The 24,870-nt window shown below is 64.0% G+C and carries 19 protein-coding genes and 1 pseudogene; 13 read left to right on the top strand and 7 right to left on the bottom strand.

The genetic code is table 11. The features are described 5' to 3' along the window. Positions 1 to 3: 3 nt before the first annotated feature. Positions 4 to 1,233 (bottom strand): AAA family ATPase, encoded by a 1,230-nt coding sequence (locus BXE_RS30545; RefSeq protein ID WP_040124677.1) that lies wholly within the window; start codon positions 1,231 to 1,233, stop codon positions 4 to 6. Positions 1,234 to 1,608: 375 nt separating this feature from the next. On the opposite strand from BXE_RS30545, the pseudogene BXE_RS30540 reads away from it, so the two are divergent. After that, a pseudogene (locus tag BXE_RS30540) lies at positions 1,609 to 2,715 on the top strand (porin). Between the two features lie 19 nt (positions 2,716 to 2,734). On the opposite strand, the gene BXE_RS30535 reads toward BXE_RS30540, so the two are convergent. Further along, on the bottom strand, positions 2,735 to 5,095 hold the full coding sequence (locus BXE_RS30535) for an FdhF/YdeP family oxidoreductase (RefSeq protein WP_011491978.1): 2,361 nt from the start codon (positions 5,093 to 5,095) through the stop codon (positions 2,735 to 2,737). A 537-nt stretch (positions 5,096 to 5,632) separates the two neighbouring features. Between BXE_RS30535 and BXE_RS30530 the strand changes: the two genes are divergently transcribed. Beyond that, entirely contained in the window at positions 5,633 to 5,878 is a 246-nt protein-coding gene (locus BXE_RS30530) for a DUF6723 family protein (RefSeq protein ID WP_007177397.1), read from the top strand. 40 nt (positions 5,879 to 5,918) lie between these two features. Here the strand turns inward: BXE_RS30530 and BXE_RS30525 are convergent, their stop codons facing one another. Further along, the gene (locus tag BXE_RS30525) at positions 5,919 to 6,155 is read right to left on the bottom strand and encodes a hypothetical protein (RefSeq protein ID WP_011491977.1); all 237 of its coding nucleotides are present in this window, start codon (positions 6,153 to 6,155) and stop codon (positions 5,919 to 5,921) included. Between the two features lie 157 nt (positions 6,156 to 6,312). On the opposite strand from BXE_RS30525, the gene BXE_RS30520 reads away from it, so the two are divergent. From BXE_RS30520 to tkt, 4 genes are all read left to right on the top strand, one after another. Further along, positions 6,313 to 6,573, top strand: a complete 261-nt coding sequence (locus BXE_RS30520; RefSeq protein WP_011491976.1) for a hypothetical protein — start codon at positions 6,313 to 6,315, stop codon at positions 6,571 to 6,573. A gap of 45 nt (positions 6,574 to 6,618) precedes the next feature. After that, positions 6,619 to 6,786 (top strand): hypothetical protein, encoded by a 168-nt coding sequence (locus BXE_RS46705; RefSeq protein ID WP_167540889.1) that lies wholly within the window; start codon positions 6,619 to 6,621, stop codon positions 6,784 to 6,786. Between the two features lie 273 nt (positions 6,787 to 7,059). After that, entirely contained in the window at positions 7,060 to 7,605 is a 546-nt protein-coding gene (locus BXE_RS30515; protein ID WP_011491975.1) for a cupin domain-containing protein, read from the top strand. 260 nt (positions 7,606 to 7,865) lie between these two features. Next, the gene (tkt, locus tag BXE_RS30510; RefSeq protein ID WP_011491974.1) at positions 7,866 to 9,950 is read left to right on the top strand and encodes a transketolase; all 2,085 of its coding nucleotides are present in this window, start codon (positions 7,866 to 7,868) and stop codon (positions 9,948 to 9,950) included. 171 nt (positions 9,951 to 10,121) lie between these two features. Here the strand turns inward: tkt and BXE_RS30505 are convergent, their stop codons facing one another. The 4 genes from BXE_RS30505 to BXE_RS30490 all read right to left on the bottom strand — a co-directional run bounded on the left by BXE_RS30505 (position 10,122) and on the right by BXE_RS30490 (position 15,925). Then, positions 10,122 to 11,207 (bottom strand): hypothetical protein, encoded by a 1,086-nt coding sequence (locus BXE_RS30505; protein WP_040124680.1) that lies wholly within the window; start codon positions 11,205 to 11,207, stop codon positions 10,122 to 10,124. Positions 11,208 to 11,576: 369 nt separating this feature from the next. Beyond that, entirely contained in the window at positions 11,577 to 13,907 is a 2,331-nt protein-coding gene (locus tag BXE_RS30500; RefSeq protein WP_011491972.1) for a hybrid sensor histidine kinase/response regulator, read from the bottom strand. 4 nt (positions 13,908 to 13,911) lie between these two features. Then, positions 13,912 to 14,715 (bottom strand): alpha/beta fold hydrolase, encoded by an 804-nt coding sequence (locus tag BXE_RS30495; RefSeq protein WP_011491971.1) that lies wholly within the window; start codon positions 14,713 to 14,715, stop codon positions 13,912 to 13,914. A 307-nt stretch (positions 14,716 to 15,022) separates the two neighbouring features. Further along, entirely contained in the window at positions 15,023 to 15,925 is a 903-nt protein-coding gene (locus BXE_RS30490; protein ID WP_011491970.1) for a YihY/virulence factor BrkB family protein, read from the bottom strand. A 196-nt stretch (positions 15,926 to 16,121) separates the two neighbouring features. On the opposite strand from BXE_RS30490, the gene BXE_RS30485 reads away from it, so the two are divergent. From BXE_RS30485 to BXE_RS30455, 7 genes are all read left to right on the top strand, one after another. Continuing rightward, on the top strand, positions 16,122 to 17,273 hold the full coding sequence (locus BXE_RS30485; RefSeq protein ID WP_011491969.1) for a ligase-associated DNA damage response exonuclease: 1,152 nt from the start codon (positions 16,122 to 16,124) through the stop codon (positions 17,271 to 17,273). Beyond that, a complete protein-coding gene (locus BXE_RS30480; protein WP_011491968.1) occupies positions 17,270 to 18,946 on the top strand; it encodes an ATP-dependent DNA ligase in 1,677 nt (558 codons plus the stop codon). Before BXE_RS30485 ends, BXE_RS30480 begins: the two co-directional genes overlap by 4 nt. Before the next feature lie 348 nt (positions 18,947 to 19,294). Beyond that, positions 19,295 to 19,735 (top strand): response regulator, encoded by a 441-nt coding sequence (locus BXE_RS30475; RefSeq protein WP_407668641.1) that lies wholly within the window; start codon positions 19,295 to 19,297, stop codon positions 19,733 to 19,735. Positions 19,736 to 19,958: 223 nt separating this feature from the next. Continuing rightward, positions 19,959 to 20,825, top strand: a complete 867-nt coding sequence (locus tag BXE_RS30470) for an SDR family oxidoreductase (RefSeq protein ID WP_011491966.1) — start codon at positions 19,959 to 19,961, stop codon at positions 20,823 to 20,825. 204 nt (positions 20,826 to 21,029) lie between these two features. Beyond that, positions 21,030 to 21,575 (top strand): (2Fe-2S)-binding protein, encoded by a 546-nt coding sequence (locus BXE_RS30465; protein ID WP_011491965.1) that lies wholly within the window; start codon positions 21,030 to 21,032, stop codon positions 21,573 to 21,575. Further along, positions 21,575 to 22,582: an FAD binding domain-containing protein gene (locus tag BXE_RS30460; protein WP_011491964.1), complete on the top strand. Its 1,008-nt coding sequence runs from the start codon at positions 21,575 to 21,577 to the stop codon at positions 22,580 to 22,582. The genes BXE_RS30465 and BXE_RS30460 overlap by 1 nt, the downstream gene beginning before the upstream one ends. Further along, the gene (locus BXE_RS30455) at positions 22,579 to 24,828 is read left to right on the top strand and encodes a xanthine dehydrogenase family protein molybdopterin-binding subunit (protein WP_011491963.1); all 2,250 of its coding nucleotides are present in this window, start codon (positions 22,579 to 22,581) and stop codon (positions 24,826 to 24,828) included. The genes BXE_RS30460 and BXE_RS30455 overlap by 4 nt, the downstream gene beginning before the upstream one ends. The last annotated feature ends 42 nt before the right edge of the window (positions 24,829 to 24,870 follow it).

Genomic DNA, 24,870 nt, shown 5'->3' with positions numbered 1-24,870 from the left:
CGTTCACGCGCCGGGAGCCGGCGCGATGTGATGGCGGATGATGCCGCGAATCAACGCAGCGTCTTCCGGGCTCACCTTCGCGTAGATGGCGGGGGCGGCGGCGCGTTCGGGGTCGCCGGTGCGCAGCATCAGTTCGGCCCAGTCGAGCAGGCGCCGGGTGGAGAATGCGCTGGAGAGGTCTTCGCGGGCGAACGCCGCGCGGCAGTCGGCGGCGATCGCGGCGAGCGTGGTGGCGAGCGTGCGCGTCATGTGCGGGGCCAGCGTGGCCATCAGCACGTCGGCTTCTTCAGCGGGTGTCAGATAGTCGAGCAGATACACGCGCCAGCGATCCAGAAACGCCTCGTTCATCAGATTGGCGCCCTGATACAGATGCCGGAACTGACTCATCGCACCGACCGCGTTCGCCGTGGCGAACAGCCGGAAATCCGGATGCGGCGCCACGATCTCGTTGCCTTTCTCTTTCAGCACGAGGCGGCCGTGCGGTTCGAGCACGGCGGTGAGGGCGGCGAGAATCGACGGCTCGGCAAAATCGATCTCGTCGACGATCAGCCACAGACCTTCGCGCATGGCCGTGGGCAGCACGCCGTCCACCCAGATCGTCTCACCGCCCTTGACCGTCCAGAAGCCGACAAAATCGCCGACGGTGGTCTGCCCATTCATGTTCGAGCGCAGCACGCCGTGACGCGAACGTGCCGCGACCTGTTCGATCAGGCTGGTCTTGCCGGCGCCGGTGTGACCGATCAGCATCACGCGCCGGTTTTCGACGATGTCCTCGACAATGTCGTTAAAGCGGTCGGAGAACAGATAGGCGCGGTTCAAACGCGGCACGAGCGGATGGTCGGCGCCGCAGCGCATCTCCACATGACCGATGCGCACGGTTTCGCCCGTGCCTTCCGCCTGCCGGTGTTTCGCCGCCGTAGCCCGCGCCGCGGCGCGCTGCAGTTCCGGCATGAAGGCGACGCGGCCGGCCGCGGACTGCTCGCCGGCGGCGCCGTCCGTGTCGATCGCGAAGCCTTCGCGGCGCCATTTCTTGAGCTTCGCGCGCAGATTTTCCGCGTCCACCACGAGATCGATATCGACCGCGCCGGGTCCGCCGCCGTTGTCTACGCCATGTTCGAGGCGATAGTTTTCCGGGCGGTCGGCCACACTCACGCGCCACCATTCCGCGCCGTTTTCCGTTGCGCGCTGGTAAAGGCCAAGGTTTTCGTCTTCGGTCAGTTCGGGCGCGTTCATGGCAAAGGTCGAATAGTCGATAACGAGTAATGCGTTGCGATTTGGCTGATGCCGGATGACCGACTATCTTATCTTGAGCGGCTTTCGATCGCCCGTTGCGGATCTTTGCCGTGCGTGTCGAGTGCATGGGCCGCAAGAGTTAATTGCGCGAAGCGGATAGGCGGGCACGCGCGTATCGCCTATAGTTCGACGAACCGGCGATGTAGTTTTGCAACATCTCTCTCGCAATTCAGGCTGAATCTCGCATCACGCTTGCCTTGTAGCGGTCCATAGCTCGTGTTTTATCGGAACTCGGGACGGCGCGCTGAAGTAGTTTTGAAACATTCGCAGTCTGCTTTGCCCTGCATCGCCACATAAAAAACTCACGGCAAAACAATGAGACTACGTACAAAATTAATGGCTGCTCTCGCAGTGGCAAGTCCGCTCGCATATAGTCAAACGAGCGTGACGTTATATGGCCGCCTCGACGCCGGCCTGGAATATCTGAATCACGTCAACAACGGCGCGGGCGGCAGTTCAAGCCGTTGGAGCGCCGAGGGCGGCGATTGGGGCACCAGTATGCTGGGCCTCAAAGGCAATGAAGATCTGGGCGGCGGCCTCAATGCCATCTTCAACCTCGAAACCGGTTTGCAGGTCATGAACGGCACGACGAGCGGCGGGCGGCTCTGGTCGCGGCGCGCGTTCGCCGGGTAGAAGAGCGAGCAGTGGGGCACGTTGCAGGCCGGCCGTAATCTGTTTATCGACAGCGACGGCGTGTGGGAATTCGACCCGTTCGTGCAGCAGGCGTTTTCGTCGGCCTCGCTCGTGCGCGGGCGCAACTGGCAGCAGACCAGCAACAACGTCGAGTATCACAGCCCGGTGTTCTGGGGTTTCGACGTGCAGGCGCAATATGCGTTCGGCAATCAGCCCGGTGCCTTCAACAGCGGCGCGGCCGGCGAGTTCGGCCGCTCGGACGGCATCATGCTGACGTATCACTCGCCGCTCTTCGACGTGCGCGGCATCTACGACGAACTGCGCGATGCCAATGGCCGCTTCAGCAATATCTTCCAGGCGTCACGCGAATATTTCGTGGGCGCCAATGTGCGTCTGAACGCGGTGAAGATCCAGGGCGCCTATACGCATTACTCGGCGCCCGATTCGCCGGCCGGCGTGGCCGACACCGCCGATCACTACTGGCTCGGCGCCACCTACAGCTTCCTGCCGAGCTGGGCCGTGACGGCGGGCGGTTACTACGTGAAGGTGGGCGACGGCTCGGGCGATGCCGCGCATGACCCGTCGGGCCACGCGATGATGTACGTGCTCGGCACCACCTACAACCTGTCGAAGCGTACCTTCCTGTACGGCACGGTGGGCTATGTGCACAACGGCAGCAACTCGAACTTCTCGCTCGAAGCATCGCCGCGCGATGCGGCCGGCAACACGAGTCCGCTTGTCGGCGAATCGCAGACCGGTGCTTACGTCGGCATGCTGCATCAGTTCTGACTTGCGCTTTTGCGCATCCTCAGGCGGCAGCCTGCTCGACCGCCGCCGATTTGCGCAGCCGCACCGGAACCGACTTCGAGGCCGGCACCTGACTCGCTTTCGCGTGATGTGAGAGCGGAATCAACCGGTTGCATTCCGGGTAATAGCCCATGATGCAGCCAGGCGGAATGTCGAACGCGTGAACACGCATGCCGTCGACCTCGCGCGGGACGCCGTCGTTCGAATCGGTGGAGACGCATACCGCGTCGCCTTCCGCCAGGCCGAGCCGGGTCATGTCGTCCTGATGCATGAGCAGCACGTCACGTGTGCCGTGCACGCCGCGGAAGCGGTCGTCGAGACCGTAGACGGTGGTGTTGAACTGGCTGTCGCCGCGAGTCGTCATCAGGCGCAACACGTCGGGGCCGCGCGACGGCATGTCCGCATCTTCGTCCAGCGTATCGGGCACGATGAAATTCGCCTTGCCGCTTTCCGTGTTCCATTTACGCCCGCAAGCGGCGAGCGGCCGGTGAAACCCGCCCGGCTGCCTGAAGCGCTGGTTGAAGTCCTTGAACTGATCCGGATAGGTGCGCTCGATCGCCTCGCGCACCAGCGCATAGTCGTTCACCCAAGCATCCCAGTCCACGTCGGGATTGCGCGGCAACAGCGCCTTCGCGATGCCCGCGACAATGGCCGGCTCGGACAGCAGCATATCGCCGGCCGGCTCGGCGAGTCCATGCGAACCGTGCACGCACGCCGTGCTGTCCTCCACGCTGACCCATTGCTCGCCGCTTGCCTGGCGGTCGATCTCGATCCGCCCGAGGCACGGCAGCAGGTAGGCGACTTCGCCGTGCAACAGATGGCTGCGGTTGAGCTTGGTGGCGATCTGCACCGTGAGCCGCAGCCGCCGCCACGCCGGATCCATCACATGATGATCGGGAATCGCCACCTGAAAATTGCCGCCCAGGCCGATGAACGCTTTGACCTTGCCGTCGAGCACGCCGCGGCAGGCTTCGACTGTGGTCATGCCTTTGTCGCGCGGCGGCTCGAAGCCATACAGTTCCTTCAGCTTGTCGAGCGGTGCGAGTTCAGGCTTCTCCGTGATGCCGACCGTGCGCTGTCCCTGCACGTTCGAATGGCCGCGAATCGGGCAGATACCCGCGCCCGGCCGGCCGATATTGCCGCGCAGAAGCAGCAGGTTCGACAGCATCTGCACGTTATGCACGCCGTTGCGATGCTGCGTGATGCCCATGCCGTACAACACCATTGCGGCGTTCGCATTGGCGTAGACGCGCGCCGCGTTTTCCAGCGCGGCGCGGCCGAGTTGCGAGCGTTCCTCGATTTCTTCCCATGAGGTAGCGCGCATGGCGTCGGCGAAGGCTTCGAAGCCGTGCGTATGTTCGGCGATGAACGCTGCATCCAGCACCCGCGGCGTCCCGTTGCGCTGCGCCTCGTCGTCCCATTCGATCAGCAGCTTGCAGAGTCCGGCAATCGCCGCCGCGTCGCCGCCGATCTTCACCTGATGGTATTGCGTGCTGATCTGCGTCTCAGAGGGGGTGAGCATGTCGAGCGGCGATTGCGGGTTCGCAAAGCTGACCAGTCCGCGTTCCTTGAGCGGATTGAAAGTGATGATCTCCACTCCGCGTTTGCGCGCGTCCTGCAACTGATGCAGCATGCGCGGCGCGTTGGTGCCGGTGTTGTGGCCGAAGAACAGCATGCAGTCGGTGTGCGTGAAGTCTTCGAGCTGCACGGTCCCGACCGGCACGCCGATCGATTTTGGTAAGCCAACCGAAGTACTCTCGTGACACATGTTCGAACTGTCGGGCAGGTTGTTGGTGCCATACAGCCGGGCGAGCAGCGCATACATGTACGACGTTTCGAGCGACGCGCGGCCGGACGCATAGAACACCGCCTCGTTTGGGTCGATTGCCTGGAGTTCTTTCGCGATCCCGGCAAACGCATGTTCCCAGGTGGTCTGCACGTAACGGTCGGTCGTGGCATCCCAGCGCATCGGCGCGGTCAGACGGCCGCGCGATTCGAGCTCGAAGCCGCTCCACGAGCGCAATTCGCTCAGGGTGTGCGCGGCGAAAAAGTCGGCATCGATGCGTTTGTTGGTGATTTCCCAGGCGGTCGCCTTCGCGCCGTTTTCGCAGAACTCGAAAAGGTGCGGGTCTGCGGGCTTGGCCCATGAGCAACTCACGCACGCAAAGCCGTCAGCCTTGTTCTGCTGTGACAGGATGCGGCTGCCGTTGAACGTGACGTGTTCCTGCACGAGTATCGACGCGACCGCTTTCACCGACCCCCAACCGCCCGCCGCGTTGCGATATTCCTTGAGCGGCGCGCTGTCGGATGGGGTGTCTGTCGTGCCGCCGGTCGCTGTTCCGGTGATCTGATCCGTGCTCATTGTTCGCTCCTCGCGGGTTGGCCGGTGCCTGAACGAATGCCGGCTCGTACGAAGAGGAGTCCGCAATTACCGGACCACTGGATTAATTTGCGCTTACAACCTTCGCAGCGTTCGACAGCAAGCAGCGCTGACGGGCGGCGGTTTGACAGGAGGATCGCCTTCGGGGACATGTGCCGGATCGCTCGGCGGCACGTCGTCGGGTGGCGGCGACGGGTCGGGATCGGTGGTCGGAGGCGGTGTGTCGGGATCGATCTCCGGCGGGGCCGGGGTATGCAGGCGCAGATCCGGCATGCGGAATGTGCTCGTCCTGGTGCTCGTCTTTCTCATTGTGTTCTCCGTGTGATGCGTGCCTGTCGGCGAGTCGGTTTGTCGATTGCAACCGGCATGCCACTCGTCTTTATTTCGCGCGGGTGCCGGTGGCCGCCGCGTGGAACGGCTATTGCTCGGTCACGGCATGCGTGTGGTGCCGAGCGGCGATAGCCCCGCCATATCACTCTGAACATGACGCACTGACGTGCAGGGATAGGGGAAAGACAAATGGCGCGACATAAGGCCGACGTGGCTGACGACGACTTCGAGATTTACGCCAGCTATCACGGGACAGGCGACGGCCGTTACGTAGGTGGACTGAAGGTTGTCAGAAAGGCGGACAGAAAAATTCTGTTCCCATTCGACGGCGCGCCCGAAATCGGGCCGTACGCAACCGCCGACGAGGCACGCCGCGCCGCAATCGAATATGGCCGGGAAATCGTCGCCGCGGATCGCGCGGCTCCTGAGAAATGACGACGGCGGCGCATGCGCGCCGCCACAGCAACGGATGCCGTTACGGCATGCCGCCGAGCGACGGAGAAATCGTACTGCCGCGGCCCGGGTCGTCCGGATGTTCGTCAGGCACCGTCGGCCGTACCGCCAGCGGCGGATAGGTGCGGTAACAACTATCGATCGAGGTATCGGCCAGGCAACGCTGGAATGCGTCCGCGTCGTTCTTGTGCGCGAACAGGTACAGGGTCCGCTCAACCTGCACTTCGGTATCGGATACGCGAATCGTCGTCATCGTCATGATGTTCTCCTTTTTACAAACGTTGAACCAGACCTCCATCCCCGGCTGCCGCAATGGGCGTGCCCACGTCCCCGCGCGCGCGGCGTTCGCACGATTGACGGAGAGGGACCGGATGTTGCTGCGGTGAAGACATACCCGACACCCGAAGGAGGTCGACATGCCAGATGACCAGCTCAAGCAAAGCCCGGACGAACAGACAGCGGAGGCGGTAAAGCAGCGCAACAGGCCGAGCGGCACGCACTACGTGGAACCCAGCCCGCTTGGTATCGAGCCCGTGGAACAGACCGGCGTGGACCGGCAGACCAATCCGCCGCGTTCGGACGAGCGCCCGGCGCAAACGGCCGAAGTGCCGCTCGGCACCGGCGCGCATGCGGAGCCGCCAGGAGGCGGCGGACGCGAGTCGCAGCGCAAGGACTGAGACGGCTGTGCTGAACGGCACGCACCCAAACCAACGGAGAGACGCATGCAACATGACGACGAACCGCTGAATCCCGGCGACGAAGCTTCGCCCGACGCACCCGGCGTCGGCGAAGATGTATGCCGTGCGTGCCACGGCACCGGCACGGTCGAAGGCGTGCAGTGCACGCTATGCGGCGGCACGGGAAAAGTGCTGCAAGGCATAGGCGGCTAAGCCAACGAGGCTGCGCAGCGATTGCGCCGCGATTACGCGACCTGCGATCGCGCCGGCCGGCGCCGCGCACATGCGGCAGACACGGAGCATTAACTTCATATGTTTGCAAAATTCGTCCAACGACACGGCGCTGCGCGTAAAGCGGCCGATAAGACCATACGCGCACAGGCAGGCGCGCTTTATGCGGCGCTGAAAGACCCCCCTGGCCCGCCGCATGCGCCGGCTTCGGCAGAGCACCGCGAGCATCAGGAGCAGGACGCAAAGGAGCAAACCATGTACAACGATTCGAAGCATGGATTCGACGTCGCTCAGACCGAGTACGAAGCCTTCATGCTGGAGCCGCACGACTGGGTGCCGAATAACCGCAAACTGCCGGTGGTGATTTACCGGCGCGCGCTCATGCCGGCCAGCGGCGATCTGGCGGCGGCGTTCGAGATCCTGTTCGAGCGCAACGCGTGGCCGCCGCAATGGCGCGACGGCATCTTCGACTACCATCATTTCCACGCCACCGCGCACGAAATACTCGGCGTGACGGACGGTTCCGCGCAGGTGATCGTGGGCGGGCCGGGTGGCAGGGTGGTGACGCTGTGCGCCGGCGACGCGCTCCTGCTGCCGGCCGGCACCGGCCATTGTCTGCAATCGTTCGCGCGGCATTTTCAGGTGGTGGCCGGGTATCCGGAGGGCCAGCAGTGGGATATCCGCCGCGAAGCGCTCACGCCGGACGAACTCGCTTCGATGGAGGCGTTGCCTTTCCCATCGCTGGATCCGATCGACGGCAAGCATGGGCCGCTGGTCGAACACTGGCTGCACGCCGCCTGAAGCGCGCCTGCAGCGCTTTTCGCTGAAGCCCGCGCTGAGCGGGTTGGCACCGCAAGCCCTCTGAAAGAAGGTTCGCTTCCAGCAGCGAACCGTCTCGTGCCGCATGACACGCACCGTGCAGGTTTGCGCGCATCGGCGCATCATCGTCGGGCCTCGCAGCGGTTCCTCATGCGTTCTGCCCCGTCAACACGGTTCGCCGGGTGCGCCGAGGCACGCAGCGCGTCCCGGCCGTCTCTTCAACGCCGAACAAGGAGTGTCCCATGCAAAACGATCCCGCCCTCGACCAGCTGTGTATCAACACGATCCGCACGCTGTCGATGGACGCTGTGCAAAAGGCCAATTCCGGTCACCCCGGTACGCCGATGGCACTGGCACCCGTTGCCTATCACCTGTGGCAAAACCATCTGCGCTACGACCCCGACGAGCCGCTCTGGCCTGATCGCGACCGCTTCGTCTTATCCGTGGGACACGCGTCGATGCTGCTGTATTCGCTGTTGCACCTTGCAAACGTGAAAGCCGTGGACGACGACGGCAACCCGACCGACGGACCCGCAGTTTCGCTCGACGATATCGAACATTTCCGCCAGATGGGCAGCAAGACACCGGGCCACCCGGAGTACCGCATGACCACCGGCGTCGAGACCACCACGGGCCCGCTTGGGCAAGGGCTCGGCAATAGCGTTGGCATGGCGATGGCGGCGCGCTGGTACGAGAGCCATTTCAACAAGCCCGATGCGCCGCTGTTCGACTATCGGGTCTACGCGTTGTGCGGCGACGGCGACATGATGGAAGGCATCTCGCACGAGGCGGCTTCGCTCGCCGGCCACCTGAAGCTGTCCAATCTGATCTGGATCTACGACAGCAACCGCGTGACGATTGAAGGCCACACCGACCTCGCTTATAGCGACGACGTGGAAACCCGCTTTCGCGGGTACAACTGGCACACGCTGCATGTGAGCGATGCAAACGACGCCGCCGCGCTGGAAGCGGCATTCGTCGAAGCGAAAAGCATTACCGACAGGCCGACGCTGATCGTGGTGCACAGCATCATCGGCTGGGGGGCGCCGCATAAGCAGGACACCTCGGCGGCGCACGGCGAGCCGCTCGGCGTAGAAGAAGTGGCGCTCGCCAAGAAAGCGTACGGCTGGCCCGAGGATAAATTCTTCTATGTGCCGGACGGTGTGCACGAACGCTTCGCGGCGGGCATCGGCGCGCGCGGCAAGGCGGCGCGCGAGGAATGGCAGGCGAAGTACGACGCCTACAGCAGAAAGTACCCCGAACTCGCGCGTGAATTCGCGCAGATCGAAGCGCACGAATTGCCGGCCGGTTGGGACAGCGACATTCCCACCTTCGACGCGGACCCGAAAGGCGTTGCGTCACGCGAATCGTCGGGCAAGGTGCTCAATGCGATTGCCGCGCGCGTTCCGTGGATGATCGGCGGCGCGGCCGACCTTTCGCCGTCCACCAAAACGAATCTGAAATTCGAGGGCGCGGGCAGCTTCGAATACGACAACTACGGCGGCTGCAATCTGCATTTCGGCATTCGCGAACACGCAATGGGCGCGGCGGTGAATGGCCTCGCGCTGTCGAATCTGCGGCCGTTCGGCTCGACCTTCCTGATTTTCAGCGACTATATGAAGCCGCCGATCCGCCTCTCGGCGATCATGGAAGTGCCGGCCATCTACGTGTTCACGCACGATTCGATCGGCGTCGGCGAAGACGGTCCGACCCATCAGCCAATCGAGCAGCTGGCCTCGCTGCGCGGCGTGCCGGGGCTGACCGTGCTGCGTCCGGGCGACGCCAACGAAGTGGCCGAGGCGTGGCGCGTGGCGCTTGCCGATCCGCGGCGGCCGTCGTGCATCGTGGTGTCGCGCCAGCCGTTGCCCACGCTGGACCGCAGCCGCTATGCGGCCGCGAAGGGCACGCAGAAGGGCGCCTATGTGCTCGCCGATGCAGCCGACGGGCAAAAGCCGCAGGTGATCCTGATAGCCACGGGCAGCGAACTCTCGGTCTGCGTCGACGTGTATGAGAAGCTCACGAGCGAAGGTATTGCGGCGCGCGTGGTGTCGATGCCGTCGTGGGATATCTTCGAGCGCCAGGACGAGGCCTATCAGGACTCGGTGCTGCCACCGGATGTGGACGCGCGCGTGGCGGTCGAGCAGGCGGCCTCGCTTGGCTGGGACCGTTATGTGGGGCGTCTCGGCGCGCAGGTGGTGATGCATACGTTCGGCGCGTCCGCGCCGCTTGCCGAACTGAAGAAGAAGTTCGGCTTCACGCCGGAGCATGTGTACGAAGCGGCAAAGCAGCAGATTGCGCGGGTGCAAGGCAAGCGCAGCCAGGAGTAGGGCGGTAGCGCGCGCATAGCGTGTTTGGCAAAAATCCGGCGGGCGTCATGAAATGGCCCCGCCGGATTTTTATTGGCAGCCTGGATTCGTGCGCCGTCAACGCTGCGGAATTGAATGCGGCCTCACTGAGCCAAAGACTGGCGACCAAGAGCGTGCGACAAAACCGCGATATCAATTCGCCGGAATCGTCACCACTGGCGCCTTGCTGCTGGTATCGGCCTCGGCAAGCGCCATCAGATTCTGCACTACCGTGAATGCGTATTTCGAGTCGAAGTCGTTGCGATCGACCCAATACGTCGACGGACCGTACGCGATCATCACATACGCGTTATCGGGCGGAGTCTTGCCCGAGTGCACGATGATGGTCGGCCGCGTCTCGCCGCCGATCAGCCCGACGGTCGGCTTGGTCGAGCCATCGCTGATACGCTCGACAGGCACCTGCACCTGGGCGCCGAGGTCGGACAGGATGCCGAGCACGGAACGCGTGACCATCGGAATCCTGTCGCCCTTCTGCGAGGCCGACGACGGTCCGTAGACGATTTCATAAGTCCGCGTGCTCGAAGACAGATGCAGCAGCTTGCGCACGCGCGCGAGATCGGCCGCCGTGGTTGCCGACTCGCCGCTCGTGGTGGCGCCCATGACCAGATACACACCCATTGCGCCGTTCTTCCCGTCCGCCTGGCGCGACTCGACGTTCAGCTCGCCCGCCAGTTGCAGGCGTCGCAACGCTTGCAGCAGTTCGAAGAAACCCGGCGCGCCCGCGCTATTTTCGCCGCCGAGCGCATTGCCGTTCTGCAGGCCGCCCACCGATTGCGCGGTGATGCGCAACAGGAGATCGATCGGAATGCCGCCTTCGGCAAGCGGCAACACCAGCGACGGCGCAAGCGGGCGGATATACGCGGAGGCGAATGCTTCGCCGGTGGTCGGCGTGAAGGTGAAGGTCGGATGATTCGAATAGGACACGCTACCTGTCGCGAGCGCATAGCTCGGCTGGCTGCCTGAGCCGGCATTGGCGGTCGCGCCGCCGGTGGCGTCGAACGTATAGGCGGCGATGATGCTGCTGACCGTCAGGAAGGCCGGCGCATCGCCGTAACGCAGGCCGACCACGGCGGCGAGAATCTCGCGTTTCTTTGCATCGCCGAGGGCGCGCGCATAGTCCACCTGGTCGGCTTTCAGGCGGGACGGTCCAATGTGTACGCAGGCGGAAGTGAGGCAGGCCGCGCACAATGCCGCGGCAACAGAAGCGGTTCTGATCATAACGGCGGGAAGAGCGGAAGACTATCCGCTGAAGAATGGGTCCGCAACGGCGGTAGCAGAACCTATTCCCGAATGCGCGCGTAAAGACGTCGGCGCCCTTTCGTCCTATGAATCGGCGCTGTATTCGCCCGGATGTAACGGTGGCGGCAACGCGCAGGAATTGCTATTGCATTGCAATATTTGCAGGAACGCAGGGGTTACGCGTCGATTCTGGACACCTGTCGGCTGAATTACGCTGAAACGGCTTCGTCGAACATGGGCCGCCGTGCCGGTGCAAATGCGTGCGGCAGGGAATGCCGGAGCGATGTGGGTGAGCATCAACGCACGAGTGGCGGATATCGCGTCGGTTCGACACGCCGCGCTCGCTGCTCATACCTGCTGCCGGCACAACACCCGTTGCAACTCGCGTGGATCGACCGGCTTGGTGAAGTGATGATCGAAGCCGGCGGCCACGGCGGTTTGCTTGTCCTGCTGTTGGCCCCAACCGGTGACGGCGATCAGCAGAATGCCCGCGTTCGGGTAATCGTGGCGAATCCGCCGCGCCACTTCGTAGCCGTTCAGGCCCGGCAAGCCGATATCGAGAATCACCGCCTGAGGCGCAAATGTGTCGACCAGCGCGAGGCCGGCAATGCCGTCGCCGGCGGTGCGAACTTCATGGCCCTCGAGTTCGAGCACCATCGCGAGGCTTTCGGCGGCGTCCGCGTTATCGTCGACGACCAGCACGCGCAGGCCGGCCGCGTGCGGCGCCTCGGGCGGCGCGCTGTCGGAGGGCTGCAAGGCGGTGGCGGTCAGCGGCAGCCGGATCATGAACTCGCTGCCTTTGCCCGGACCCTCGCTGAACGCCGCGACCGTGCCGCCATGCAGTTCAGCGAGGCCGCGCACGAGCGCGAGACCAATACCGAGGCCGCCCTGCGAGCGGTCGAGCGCCGGCGCGAGTTGCGAGAACATTTCGAACACGCTGTCCAGATGCTCACCCGGAATGCCGATGCCGGAATCGCGCACCACGATCACCGCTTCGTCGCCTTCGCGCTCAGCCGCCAGCGAGATGCTGCCGCCAGGCGGCGTGTACTTGGCGGCGTTGTTCAGCAGATTCAGGATCATCTGCGACAGGCGCGTGGGGTCTGCAATCAGATACAGCGGCTCGCGCGGCAACGTCACGCTCAGATGGTGCGACGAGGCCTGCACGGTCGGCCGCGCCGCTTCCATTGCCGATTGCATCGCGCGGGCCAGTTCGAGCCGCTGCTTGCGCAACTCCAGTTTGCCCTGGGTGATGCGCGAGACTTCCAGCAGATCGTCGACGAGGTGCGTCATGTGTTGCAGTTGCCGGTCGAACACATCGCGCGACCAGCTCAATTGCGGATCGGCAAACTCCTTCAAACGCAGAATCTCCAGCACGTTGCGCATCGGCGCAAGCGGATTGCGCAGTTCGTGCGCGAGCGTGGCGAGGAATTCGTCCTTGCGGCGGTCGGCTTTGGAGAGTTCGAGGTTCAGCCGCGTGAGCTGCTGTTCGGCGCGCCTGCGCTCGGTAATGTCGCGATTGATGCTGACCGCGCCGTAGATGTCGCCACGCGCGTTCGCAAGCGGCTTGACCACGGTTTCGCAGACCCCGCGCGAACCGTCGTGCCGCACGAACGGCAACTCGCCGCGCCATGTGCCTTCGGCGGCGAGCGCCGCCAGCGCTTCCCGGCGAATGCCCGGCGCCTGTTCCGGCGGCAGGAACATTGCGACCGGCTTGCCGAGAATCTCGCGCATGCGATAACCGAGCATGCGTTCGCCGCCCACGTTGAAGTCGGTGATATTGCCGCGCAGATCGGTGATCACGATCGCGTCGCTCAGGTGCTCGAAGATCGCGGCCTGGCGCAGCAGCACCGTCTGCGCTTCCTTGCGTTCGGTGATGTCGATGCCGAGGCCGTAGATCATCAGCGGCACGCCGTGGTGGTCGTAGGCGGCGCGCCCGCGGCCTTCCATCCAGCACCAGTCGCCGCTCGCATGCAGGAAGCGGAATTCGGCCACATAGTCGTCACCGGTTTCCACCGCGTGGTCCACCGCCTCGTTGAGCGCGATCAGATCGCCCGGATGTATCAGTTCGAAAAAACCGCCGGGCGTGCTCGCAAAGCGTCCTTCGGCGTAGCCCGCGAGCGCTTCCAGTTCGCGGCTCCACCAGAACCTGCCGGACTTCGGTTCGTGCGACCACGCGCCCATGCGCGCGCCGCGCATGGCGAGACTCAGCACGTCGCGGCTTTCCTGCAACTCCTTTTGCGCAAGCTGATGCGCGGCCACGGACGCCTCCGCATTGCGCCGCGCGAGCAGCAGTTCCTGCTCGTACTTATGGCGATCGGCGACGATCAGCACGGCCACTTCGAGGTAGGCGACCTCGCCATGACGGCGGCGCGCGGCATTGAGCAGCATCGGCAGCATGTGGCCGTCGCGATGCAGCATGTTCAGCTTGACCTCGGCCACCGAACCCTGCATTTGCAGAAGCGGCGCCCAATGCGTCTGATAGAACACCTTGCCGCCCGCGCTCAGCAGGTCCTGGATGTGCCGTGCGCCGGCGAGCTCCGCCGCCTCATAGCCGAGCCAGCCGCAGAAGGTCGCGTTCACGCGCAGGATGCGGCCGTTGGTATCGGTGACGAGCAGGCCGCAGGCGGCATGCTCGAACAACGCATCGGCGGAGGGCAGCGGGTAGTCCGTGCTGTGCATCGCGTTACGGGCTCATCGGCCCGAGAAAGGCGCTCATGGCAGCCGCGCTTGCACCGGGCGAACTCAGGTGCGGACAATGGCCGACGTTTTCGATCAGATGCAGCGTGCTGCCGGGCATCATGCGGTGCATGTATTCGCCGACCACGCGCGGCGCGATGATGTCGTCGCTACATTGCAGGATCAGCGTGGGCGTGGTGGCGCGCGACAGAATGGCGCGATGGTCGGAGAGAAACGTGACGCGCGCGAATTGCCGCGCAATCTCGGGATCGGTGCGGCAGAAGCTGTTGGTCAGTTCGACGCCCAGTTCCGGCTGTTCCGGCGCACCCATGATGGCCGGCGCCATCGTGCTCGACCAGCCGAGGTAGTTGCTTTCGAGGGTGCGCAGCAGGTCGTCGATATCTTCGCGCGAGAAGCCGCCGGTGTAGTCGCCGTCATTCACATAGCAAGGTGACGGGCCGACCATGATGTGCGCGCGGAAAAGCGCGGGTTCATCGAGGCTCGCTATGAGACCGATCATTGCGCTCACGGAGTGGCCGACGAATACCACGGGCCCCTCGGCCACTTCGCGGATGATCTCGATCAGGTCGTCGGCGTAGCCTTGCAGCGAGTCGTACTTGTCGGTGTCGTAGGCGCTCAGGTCCGACGAGCCGCTGCCCACGTGATCGAACAGCACCGTGCGGTACTCGCCGTGAAACGACGGCGCGAGGTAGCGCCACATGCTCTGATCGCAACCGAAGCCGTGCGCCAGCACCATAGTGCGCTTGCCGCTGCCGGAAATCCGTATGTTGTTGCGCTGGGTGATGCTCATTGTTGGATCCTGAAGCCTGCCGGGTCGGAGCGGCGATTACGCGAGGCATGCGCGCCGGCCGGTATTCAGCAGAATGTTACCGCAGTCCTGCCGCCAGGCCGAGCAGCCGCGTGTGGCCGCGTGTGGCCTGGGTGTGGCCTGGGTGGCGCGGAGCGAGGGGTTTCGCGTCTGACGGCGCCTGCGCCGTTTGGTTCCGGATCTCATGCGATTCGTAAGCAGCCCGCCTGTGTGATGCAATCGGCATCGACCCTCGGAGTGAGGAGGTTCGTGGACTTTCAGGCACGGGCGGCTCACCGTTCGATTCGCCTCAACCGGTCTCTATCTTCGGCTGCGGCGCCTGACGCGGCTCGGTTCCGAATCGTTCGTATTGCGAAATCACCTGGGCGCCGAATAGCAGCAACGTGGCGAGCCATTCCAGGCTGAACAGGATCACGATCGCCATAGTCAGCGACCCGTACACCACGCTGACTTGCGAGAGGGTCGCGAAATACCACACCAGCACGTGGCGGGTAATCTCCCACAGCACGGCGGCAACCACGCCGCCGAACAGCGCATGTTTGAGCGAAGGGCGCCCGACCGGCATCACCAGATAGATCGAGGTCAGCACGAAGACCTCGCCGGCCAGGCCGAGCAGATACAGCACGGCGCGCGAAAGGCCTTGCAACGAAACGTGCAGGCCGAACAGGTCCATGCCTTCGGCGCCGATCGCCTCCAGGCCGCTCGACACGAAGGTGACGATCAGCAGGCCGACGCCGAGAAAGAGAATGTAGCAATACGGCAGCATGGCCGAGAGCAGGAAGTGGCGCCGCCGCACCACCACGCGGTGAACGAAAATGATCGACATGGCGTTCTCGAGCACGGTGAAGGCGAGCGAGCTGAAGAAGATCATGGTCAGCAACAAGACCCAGCCGATGACAGCGCGATGCGCGAGAAAATTGGCCAGCTCGCGCACCAGCGCATTGGATTGCCCAGGCACCAGCCATTGCAACAGATGCGCGAGCGCCGTCAGCAGGACATGCTGCGGCACGACGCGCGACAGGGCGATCACGATCAGGATCATCAGCGGCACGATGGAGAGCAATGCGTAATACGCCACTGCGCCCGCCAGCAGCAAGCCCTGGTTCGCGCGGAATGCCTTGATGGTTTGCAGCAGGAACGTGCCGGGATGTTTCGCTACATACAACGCGTGATCGTCGATGATGGTTTGCATGGGATCTCACAGCGCGCGTGGCGGAGTCTGCGGGAATGCAGGTTGTGTCGACGCGCTTGCCTTGTCACTTAAGCAAGTATGCAGCCATACTGGATCACCTTGCCGTTTCAGCGCGTCGAACTGTTAAACGCGCGCCGGGAATGCGGTTTGCTCGGCGGCTGTGGCGACGTTGCATCAACCTGATTCAGGACCCTACTTGAATATAGCCTCCGACCAGGCGGATCTCGCGGACCTCGTGGTCGCACGGCCTGAGGGTTTGTATTGCCCACCCGGCGACTTCTTTATCGATCCGTGGCGCCCGGTCGAACGGGCCGTGATTACGCATGCGCATTCCGATCACGCACGCTTCGGGCATCGGCACTATCTTGCGTCGCGAGCGGGGGCGAACGTGCTGCTGTCGCGTCTGCCCGGCATTTCGCTGCAAACTCTGGCGTATGGCGAGCGGCTCGCTCTCGACGGTACGACCGTGTCGCTGCATCCCGCCGGCCACGTGCTGGGCTCGGCGCAATTGCGGATCGAACACCGCGGGCGCGTATGGGTTGCGTCGGGCGACTACAAGCTCGACCCCGACCCGACCTGCGACGCTTTCGAACCGGTGCGCTGCGATACCTTCATTACCGAGTCGACCTTCGGCTTGCCCATCTATCGATGGGACGCGCCGCAAACCGTGTTCGACGGCGTCGATTCCTGGTGGCGTCATAACGCTGCGCAAGGGCGCGCGTCGGTGCTGTTCTGCTATTCGTTCGGCAAGGCGCAGCGCGTGCTGGCCAGTGTCGATGCGGGCATAGGGCCGATCTTCTGTCACGGCGCCGTGGAGCCGCTCAATCGCGCGTATCGGGAAGCCGGCGTGCGCTTGCCGCCGGTGCGTCTCGTGAGCGAGATACCGGCGAAGGACAAGGCGGTGTTCCGGCAGGCCTTGATCGTCGCGCCGCCTTCCGCGCAGGGCAGCGCGTGGCTCAAGCGCTTCGGCGACTATAGCGACGCGTTCGCGTCGGGCTGGATGCGTCTGCGCGGCGCACGCCGCCGACGCGGCGTCGATCGCGGCTTCGTGCTGTCGGACCATGCGGATTGGCCGAGTCTGCAAACGGCCATTCACGCGACAGGCGCCGAGCGCGTGATCGTCACCCACGGATCGGTCGAGCCGATGGTGCGCTGGTTGCGCGAGCAGGGCCTCGAAGCGGGCGCGTTCGAAACGCAATACGGCGACGATACGGTCGAAGCCGACGCCGCCGGTGCGGATGAAACGGCCACCACGGGTAGCGTATCGGCAGAGCTTGAGCAAACAGGCGAGCAGAACCAGTCCGCCGACAGCGACGTCAACCCGGTCAACCCGGCGAGCAGCGCATGAAACGCTTCGCCGCCCTCTACACCGCGCTCGACGCCACCACGTCCACGCACGACAAACTCGAAGCGCTCACCAGCTATTTCGCGGTGGCCGAGCCGGAAGACGCCGCCTGGGCGTCGTATTTTCTTGCCGGCGGCAAGCCGCGCCAATCGGTGCCCACGCGCCTTTTAAGCGAGATCGCCCGCGAGCGCGCCGGTCTGCCGGCGTGGCTGTTCGAGGAGTCGTATCACGCGGTGGGCGATCTGGCCGAGACCATCGCGCATATCCTGCCGCCCGCGCAGCGCAACTCCGAACTGGGTCTCACGCAGTGGATCGAGCACCGCGTATTGACGTTGCGCGGTGCGGCGCCGGAAGAGTTGCGCACGCGTCTCATCAGCTATTGGGACGAACTCGATTGGGGTGGCCGTTTTCTGCTGACGAAACTGATTGGCGGCGGGTTCCGCGTGGGCGTAGCACGGCAACTGGTGGTGCGGGCGCTGGCGGAAGTGGCAGGCGTCGATCATAAGCGGATCGCGCAACGCATGGTCGGCTGGACCGACTCGCAACAGAAGCCCGACGCGGCGCGCTACCTGCGTTTGATCGCACCTGAGGCGACCAGCGACGATGCGCAGTCCGGTGCGCCCCAGCATGACAGCGATCTCGGACTGCCGTATCCGTTCTTTCTCGCGCATCCGTTGCAAGCCGATCCGGCGACGCTCGGCGATCCGTCGCAATGGCAGATCGAATGGAAATGGGACGGCATTCGCGCACAGCTCGTCAAGCGTGGCGGACGGGTGTGGCTGTGGTCGCGCGGCGAGGACCTGATCACGGACCGGTTTCCCGAAGTCGCGGCGCTAGGGGAAGCCTTGCCGGAAGGCTTCGTGATCGACGGCGAGATTCTCGCGTGGGAACCCGGCGCGAGCGCGCCATTGCCGTTCGCACGTTTGCAGCCGCGTATCGCGCGCAAAACGTTGACGAAAAAAATCCTCGCCGATTCGCCCGCCACGCTGCTTGCCTACGATCTGCTCGAAGCGCACGGCAAGGATCTGCGCATGACGCCGCTCGCCGAACGGCGCGCGCAACTGGATGCATTGGCAACTACCGTGGACAGCACGCTCGCACGCGATCTGCTGCGCGTATCGCCGCTGGTGAGTGCGCCCGATTGGCAAGCCCTCGCGGCGCTGCGCGACGAGAGCCGGGCGCGCGGCGTGGAAGGCCTGATGGTCAAGGAGCGCGAGTCGATGTACGGCGTGGGCCGCACCAAGGCCTCCGGCACGTGGTGGAAATGGAAGATCGATCCGTATGCGGTGGATGCGGTGCTGGTTTACGCGCAACGCGGCCACGGCCGCCGTGCGAGTCTCTACACCGATTTCACATTTGCCGTGTGGGACGAAGCAGACGGCGTGCGCACGCTGGTGCCGTTCGCCAAGGCTTATTCCGGTCTCACTGACGAAGAAATGCGCCAGGTGGATGCAATCGTGCGCAAGACCACGATCGAAAAGTTCGGCCCCGTGCGCAGCGTAACGCCCACGCTGGTATTCGAAATCGGTTTCGAAGGCATTCAGGCGAGCCCGCGTCATAAGTCCGGCGTGGCGGTGCGGTTTCCGCGCATGCTGCGTTGGCGCACCGACAAACATATCGACGACGCCGACACACTGCCAATGCTCAAAGGCTTCATCGACGACCGTGCGGGATAACCCGCTGAGTAGAAATCCCTAAAAGCATCGAATGCGGGCTGCCCGATGCACACGGCAAGCGCGATCTGCACAGCAGTTGTGCGTTTCACCGGCGCGCGAACACTCGTCTCCACGCGCGAAAACCACGAGCGATGATTTATGACGTGAGCTATGGTAGCGAGGTAAAGCCGATGCGGTGGCGCGCTGGGCGCGGCCGACGCAATCCGCAACGCAAACCGAAGCCTTCGTCCGGTGCGGGATGAGTTTTGTCCGCACGTCGGGAGCGAATCTTGCGCGCGTGTTCCAAGGTGCCCGTGAGTGGCGCGCGTAAGAAAAGCCAGGGAGAAGAGGGTGACGTTCTACGACCAGATGGATGATAACGACGACGTCGTAGTATGGCGGCCAATCCACTATGCGATGGCGTCGCACCGGCGCGTGCTCGTGGTGGACGATTACCGGGAAGCGGCAGATGCATTGCAGATATTGCTGAGCGCCGACGGCTTCGAGTGCCGCGCGCTCGAAGATCCGCTTGCGGTGTGCGAAATGGCGCGCGAATGGCAACCGTTCGCAGTGGTACTGGACATCAAGATGCCGGGGCTCGACGGCCTCGAACTGGCGCGCCGCCTGCGCTCGCATGCTTCGACTTCCCATATGTTGCTGGTGGCGTGCACAGCGTTCGCCTCGCGTGACGACCGGCTGCGCGCCAGAGCCGCAGGGTTCGACGCGCATTGCGCGAAGCCGCTGACGCCCGAGCGCCTGTTGCGCGTACTCGAATCGGCGGCGGCGCTGAACGTGGCCGGACCGCCGTAAAGGCTGCGTGCGCTTTGAAAAAAATTCCCCATACTGGCGACCCCGATAATCACGGCGGATTGAAGCAGGTGCATCAGATTCATTCAACCTCCGGGTTCTCCTTATACAGCGTGACGAAGTTTTTCGGCCTGCGATAAACGCGGGTCCACGGGTTGCTGAAGACGTTGGCATGCGGTGTGTCTTTCGCACGCCGCGCATGTCTATCGCACTCGGGAGATTCGTCATGAGCGACACGCAGCGTCCCACACCGCCGTTTCCGAAGCAGCAGCAAAATCACACGCCTGGGCACACGGCAGAAATGCAACCTCAACCCGATCACGGCGAGCGCTCCTATCGAGGCTCGGGACGGCTCGCGGGCAAAGCGGCGATCGTCACGGGCGGAGATAGCGGAATTGGCCGCGCCGTTGCCATTGCGTTCGCTCGCGAAGGCGCGGACGTGCTGATTTCGTATCTTGACGAGGACGACGACGCGCGCGAGACCGCGCGCTGGATCGAGGAGGCCGGCCGCAAGGCTGTCCTGCTGCCTGGCGATATCACGAACCCCGCGCACTGCAAGGCGATCGTCGAAAGAGCTATCGAGGCGTTCGGCCGGCTCGACGTGCTGGTCAACAATGCCGCCTATCAGATGAGCTATCCCTCGCTCGACGCGATCAGCGACCAGGAGTGGGACAAGACTTTCGATACGAACATTGGCGCGATGTTCAGGATCACCCGGGCCGCGGTCAAGCATATGAAACCAGGCGCCGCGATCGTGAACACGACGTCGATCAATGCGGATCATCCGAATCCCGGTCTGATTGCCTACGCGGCGACCAAGGGTGCGATTCAGAACTTCACCGGTGGCCTTGCGCAGTTGCTCGCGGAGAAAGGTATCCGTGCGAACTGCGTGGCGCCGGGGCCGATCTGGACGCCGCTGATTCCGTCCACCATGCCGCCGGAGAAAGTCGAGCAATTCGGCGCCCAGGTGCCGATGAAGCGCCCCGGCCAGCCCGCCGAACTGGCGGCTGCCTACGTGATGCTGGCATCCGACGAAGCCAGCTATATTTCCGGCGCGACCATAGCGGTCACGGGCGGCTCGCCGATCATTTAGGTTTGTTGAATATCGGCCGACTCTGCCTGTCCGGCGCCACCCGTTTTTTACCTGCTGTTCGACGCTGTAGCCGCTTGCACGCTATCGCAGCCCCAGCGCGCAGCGGTGTGTGCTGCGGTGGCACGTCGCTTGCGCATTTTCGCTGTATCGCGCCGCGGCCATTGTCAGGCATTGTCAGGCATTGTCAGGAGAAGGAGAACACCCATGAATACCCCCACCATAGAGACTCCGCTCGATCTCGCGCCGGGCGAAGTCGAGCGCGTGTCCGTGACATTCGGAGTCAACGGAAAAACACGGCATTTCGAAGTGGAAGCGTGGACCACGCTGCTCGACCTGCTGCGTGAACACTGTCATCTGAGCGGCACCAAAAAAGGCTGCGATCATGGACAGTGCGGCGCGTGCACGGCAATCGTGGACGGCCAGCGGATCAACACATGCCTCGCACTGGCAGCGGTACACGACGGCGCCTCGATCACGACGATCGAAGGCCTCGCCGACGGCGCCACGCTGCATGCCATGCAGCAGGCGTTTATCGACCACGATGCATTCCAATGCGGTTACTGCACGCCGGGCCAGATCTGCTCCGCTGTCGCCATGCTCGACGAAGGCCACGTGAAGTGCGCCGACGACGTGCGCGAACTGATGAGCGGCAACCTGTGCCGCTGCGGCGCCTACACGAACATCGTGGCCGCGATTCTGGATGCCGCGGATCTGCCCGGCCAGCAGCACGGCAACGAGGGAGCGCGCTGATGAACCGCTTCTCCTATACCCGTGCGACTGCCGTGCCTCAGGCAATCGATCAGCATCGCGCCAATGCGACTGCGGCGTTTATCGCGGGCGGCACGAATCTCGTGGACCTGTTGCGCGAGGACGTAACGCATCCGGCGGTGCTCGTCGATATCAACCGTTTGCCGCTGAGGCGGATCGAGGCGACCGATGCAGGCGGCCTGAAGATCGGAGCGCTGGTGACCAACAGCGCGCTCGCCTATGACGACACGGTGGCCGCGCGCTATCCGTTGCTCGCCAAAGCGATTCTGGCTGGCGCGTCCGCGCAGATTCGCAATGTGGCGACGGTGGGCGGGAATCTGCTGCAACGCACCCGTTGCCATTATTTCTACGACGCCGGTACGCCTTGCAACAAGCGCGAGCCGGGCACGGGCTGCCCGGCGCTGGCAGGGGTCAACCGCATTCACGCGATACTCGGCGCGAGCGAGCAGTGCATCGCCGTGCATCCGTCGGATATGTGCGTGGCGCTGGCTGCGCTCGATGCCACGGTTCATGTCGCCGGCAGCGGGAATGGCACGCGCACGCTGCCGTTTGCGGACTTTCACCGCTTGCCCGGCGATACGCCGCATATCGACTCGAATCTGCGCGACGACGAATTGATCACGGCGATCGAATTGCCGGAAGAGGGTTTTGCCGCGCATCACGCTTACGTGAAAGTGCGCGACAGGGCCTCGTATGCGTTCGCGCTGGTGTCGGCGGCGGTGGGTCTGGAACTGGACGGCGACACGATCGTGAACGCGCATTGCGCGCTCGGCGGCGTCGCGCATAAACCGTGGCGCGATCCTGAAGCCGAAGCCGTGTTGCGCGGCAAGCGCCTCGAAGCGGCCGTTGTTCGTGATTTCGCGGCCATGCTATTGCGCGGCGCTCAGGCTCGTCGCGATAACGCCTTCAAGATCGAACTGGCGGCACGCGTGATCGCGCGCGCGTTCGAACTGGCGGCGCAACGTTCGTTTGAGGAGGCCGCATCATGAACCGCGCCGAAATGTTGCCGGCCGCGCGTGCTACCGGCGTGCCGCATAACCGCGTGGACGGCAGGCAGAAAGTGACGGGCGCCGCGCATTATTCCGCCGATTTCGCGGCCGAGGGGCTCACTTATGGGTTCGTCGTATCGAGCACGATTGCAACCGGCCGTATCGTCTCGATCGATTCGTCCGCCGCGCTCGAACTGCCTGGCGTGCTGCTCGTGCTGACGCATCGGAATCGCCCGGAATTGCCGCTCGATGACAAGCCGTACAAGGACATGGTCGCGCCCGGCGGAAGCCCATTCAGGCCGCTATGGGACGACCGCGTCTGGTATAGCGGACAACCGGTCGCGCTGGTGGTGGCCGAATCGCTGGAATTGGCGCGCCATGCAGCATCGCTCGTAAAGGTCCGCTACGAGGCCACACCGCACCAGACCGATCTGAGCGAAGCGGTAATGAGCGCCGTGCCGCCTTCCACGGAAAAAGGCGGCTTCGAACCGCCGCCGCCCGCGCGTGGCGATGCGGATATGGCGCTGGCGAGCGCGGTTGCGCGCGTCGACACTTTCTACAGCACGCCCGCGGAATATCACAATCCGATGGAAATGCATGGATGCACCGTGGTGCCGGACGCGCAAGGGCGTCTGACCGTGTATGAAAAGACCCAGGGCGTCGGCAATACCAAGTCGTATCTCACCGGCGTATTCGGCTTGCAGGACGACGAGGTGCAGGTGATCGCGCCGTTTGTCGGCGGGGCATTCGGCTCGGGCTTGCGGCCGCACTACCATCTCGCGCTTGCCGTCATGGCCGCGCGCGAGCTGAAACGGCCCGTGCGGCTCACGTTGACACGGCAGCAGATGTTCACGTTTGCCCACCGCCCGCAATCTATCCAGCGCGTTGCACTGGGCGCGGGCGCCGACGGCAGATTGCAGGCGGTGATTCATGAGGCGGTGTCCGAGACCTCGCAATACGAGGATTACTGCGACGTGGTGGTCAATTGGGCGGGCCAGCTGTACCGCTGCGACAACGTCACGATGGGCTACAAGGTCGCGCGAATCGACGTGCCGACGCCTGCGGACACGCGCGCGCCGGGCGCCGCGCAAGGCCTCTTTCCGCTCGAAATGGCGATGGACGAACTTGCCGAAGCCTTGCAGATGGATCCGCTCGATCTGCGCCTGATCAATTACGCCGAGCGCGACGCCAACAAGAACCTGCCTTTCTCGAGCAAGGCTTTACGCGAGTGCTATCGCGAAGGTGCCGCGCGCTTTGGCTGGGAGAAGCGGCCGCTTGCGCCGCGTGCCCGGCGTGAAGGTCATGAGTTGATCGGCTGGGGCATGGCAACGGGCGCGTGGGATGCCATGCAGAACGAAGCCGCTGCGCGTGCGGTGATGACGCGTGACGGGCGGGTGAAAGTGTCGAGCTCTACCGCCGATATCGGCACCGGCACCTACACCGCGATGAGCCAGATCGCTGCCGATGCGCTCGGCGTATCGATTCACGACGTGACTTTCGAGCTCGGCGATACACGCTTGCCGAAGGCGCCGATCGAGGGCGGCTCATGGACCGTATCGTCCGTAGGCAGCGCCGTGGATGTCGTCTGCAAGCGGCTGCACAACCGGCTCGTCGATCTGGCGCTGCAATATGGCGGTGAACGCTTTACAACCGCCGCGCGCGATAGCATCCGACGCTCGGGCGATCGGCTCATTTGCGGCACGAGCGCGGACGACGCGATCAGTATCGACGCGCTGTTCAACCGCGCCGGGATCGATGAACTCGACGAGCAGGCCAGTGTGAAGCCCCATGAAAAACAGCAGGCGTATTCAATGGGCACGCATTCGGCCGTATTCGTTGAGGTTCGCGTGGACGAAACGCTCGGCACCGTGCGGGTGACGCGCGTGGTCAGCGCAATCGCCGCGGGCCGTATCGTCAACCCGAAGACAGCGGCGAACCAGATCGCGGGCGGCGTGGTGTGGGGCATCAGCATGGCGCTGCACGAGCACGGCCAGTTCGATCATGCGCTCGGGCGGCAGATGAATCACAACTTCTCTGAATACCATGTGCCGGTGAATGCTGACATCCATGATATCGACGTGCTGTTCGTCGACGAGCACGACGACATCGTCAATCCGTTGGGTGCCAAAGGCGTGGGCGAGATCGGTGTGGTGGGCGTGGCCGCCGCAGTGAGCAACGCGGTATGGCATGCAACCGGCAAGCGGGTGAGGGCGCTGCCGATCACATTGGACAAGCTGCTCGGCTGAGGCGCGGCACGTCTGGCGTTTTTGTCGCTCGGGAACGCGCCG

The organism is Paraburkholderia xenovorans LB400, assembly GCF_000013645.1.
In the GTDB taxonomy this organism is placed as follows: Bacteria; Pseudomonadota; Gammaproteobacteria; order Burkholderiales; family Burkholderiaceae; genus Paraburkholderia; species Paraburkholderia xenovorans.
The sequence above is the reverse complement of the archived record's forward strand: the minus strand, read 5'-3'. Positions and strand labels throughout refer to the sequence as shown.

What these genes read in the sequence shown, in the direction of transcription:
- BXE_RS30490 (WP_011491970.1), bottom strand. Translation starts at nt 15,925, where the DNA reads ATGCAAACCATCATCGACGATCACGCGTTGTATGTAGCGAAACATCCC.
- BXE_RS46705 (WP_167540889.1), top strand. Translation starts at nt 6,619, where the DNA reads ATGCAACATGACGACGAACCGCTGAATCCCGGCGACGAAGCTTCGCCC.
- BXE_RS30455 (WP_011491963.1), top strand. Translation starts at nt 22,579, where the DNA reads ATGAACCGCGCCGAAATGTTGCCGGCCGCGCGTGCTACCGGCGTGCCG.
- BXE_RS30495 (WP_011491971.1), bottom strand. Translation starts at nt 14,715, where the DNA reads ATGAGCATCACCCAGCGCAACAACATACGGATTTCCGGCAGCGGCAAG.
- BXE_RS30535 (WP_011491978.1), bottom strand. Translation starts at nt 5,095, where the DNA reads ATGAGCACGGATCAGATCACCGGAACAGCGACCGGCGGCACGACAGAC.
- BXE_RS30530 (WP_007177397.1), top strand. Translation starts at nt 5,633, where the DNA reads ATGGCGCGACATAAGGCCGACGTGGCTGACGACGACTTCGAGATTTAC.
- BXE_RS30470 (WP_011491966.1), top strand. Translation starts at nt 19,959, where the DNA reads ATGAGCGACACGCAGCGTCCCACACCGCCGTTTCCGAAGCAGCAGCAA.
- BXE_RS30500 (WP_011491972.1), bottom strand. Translation starts at nt 13,907, where the DNA reads ATGCACAGCACGGACTACCCGCTGCCCTCCGCCGATGCGTTGTTCGAG.
- BXE_RS30475 (WP_407668641.1), top strand. Translation starts at nt 19,295, where the DNA reads ATGGATGATAACGACGACGTCGTAGTATGGCGGCCAATCCACTATGCG.
- BXE_RS30505 (WP_040124680.1), bottom strand. Translation starts at nt 11,207, where the DNA reads ATGATCAGAACCGCTTCTGTTGCCGCGGCATTGTGCGCGGCCTGCCTC.
- BXE_RS30525 (WP_011491977.1), bottom strand. Translation starts at nt 6,155, where the DNA reads ATGACGATGACGACGATTCGCGTATCCGATACCGAAGTGCAGGTTGAG.
- BXE_RS30460 (WP_011491964.1), top strand. Translation starts at nt 21,575, where the DNA reads ATGAACCGCTTCTCCTATACCCGTGCGACTGCCGTGCCTCAGGCAATC.
- BXE_RS30465 (WP_011491965.1), top strand. Translation starts at nt 21,030, where the DNA reads ATGAATACCCCCACCATAGAGACTCCGCTCGATCTCGCGCCGGGCGAA.
- BXE_RS30515 (WP_011491975.1), top strand. Translation starts at nt 7,060, where the DNA reads ATGTACAACGATTCGAAGCATGGATTCGACGTCGCTCAGACCGAGTAC.
- BXE_RS30545 (WP_040124677.1), bottom strand. Translation starts at nt 1,233, where the DNA reads ATGAACGCGCCCGAACTGACCGAAGACGAAAACCTTGGCCTTTACCAG.
- BXE_RS30480 (WP_011491968.1), top strand. Translation starts at nt 17,270, where the DNA reads ATGAAACGCTTCGCCGCCCTCTACACCGCGCTCGACGCCACCACGTCC.
- tkt (WP_011491974.1), top strand. Translation starts at nt 7,866, where the DNA reads ATGCAAAACGATCCCGCCCTCGACCAGCTGTGTATCAACACGATCCGC.
- BXE_RS30520 (WP_011491976.1), top strand. Translation starts at nt 6,313, where the DNA reads ATGCCAGATGACCAGCTCAAGCAAAGCCCGGACGAACAGACAGCGGAG.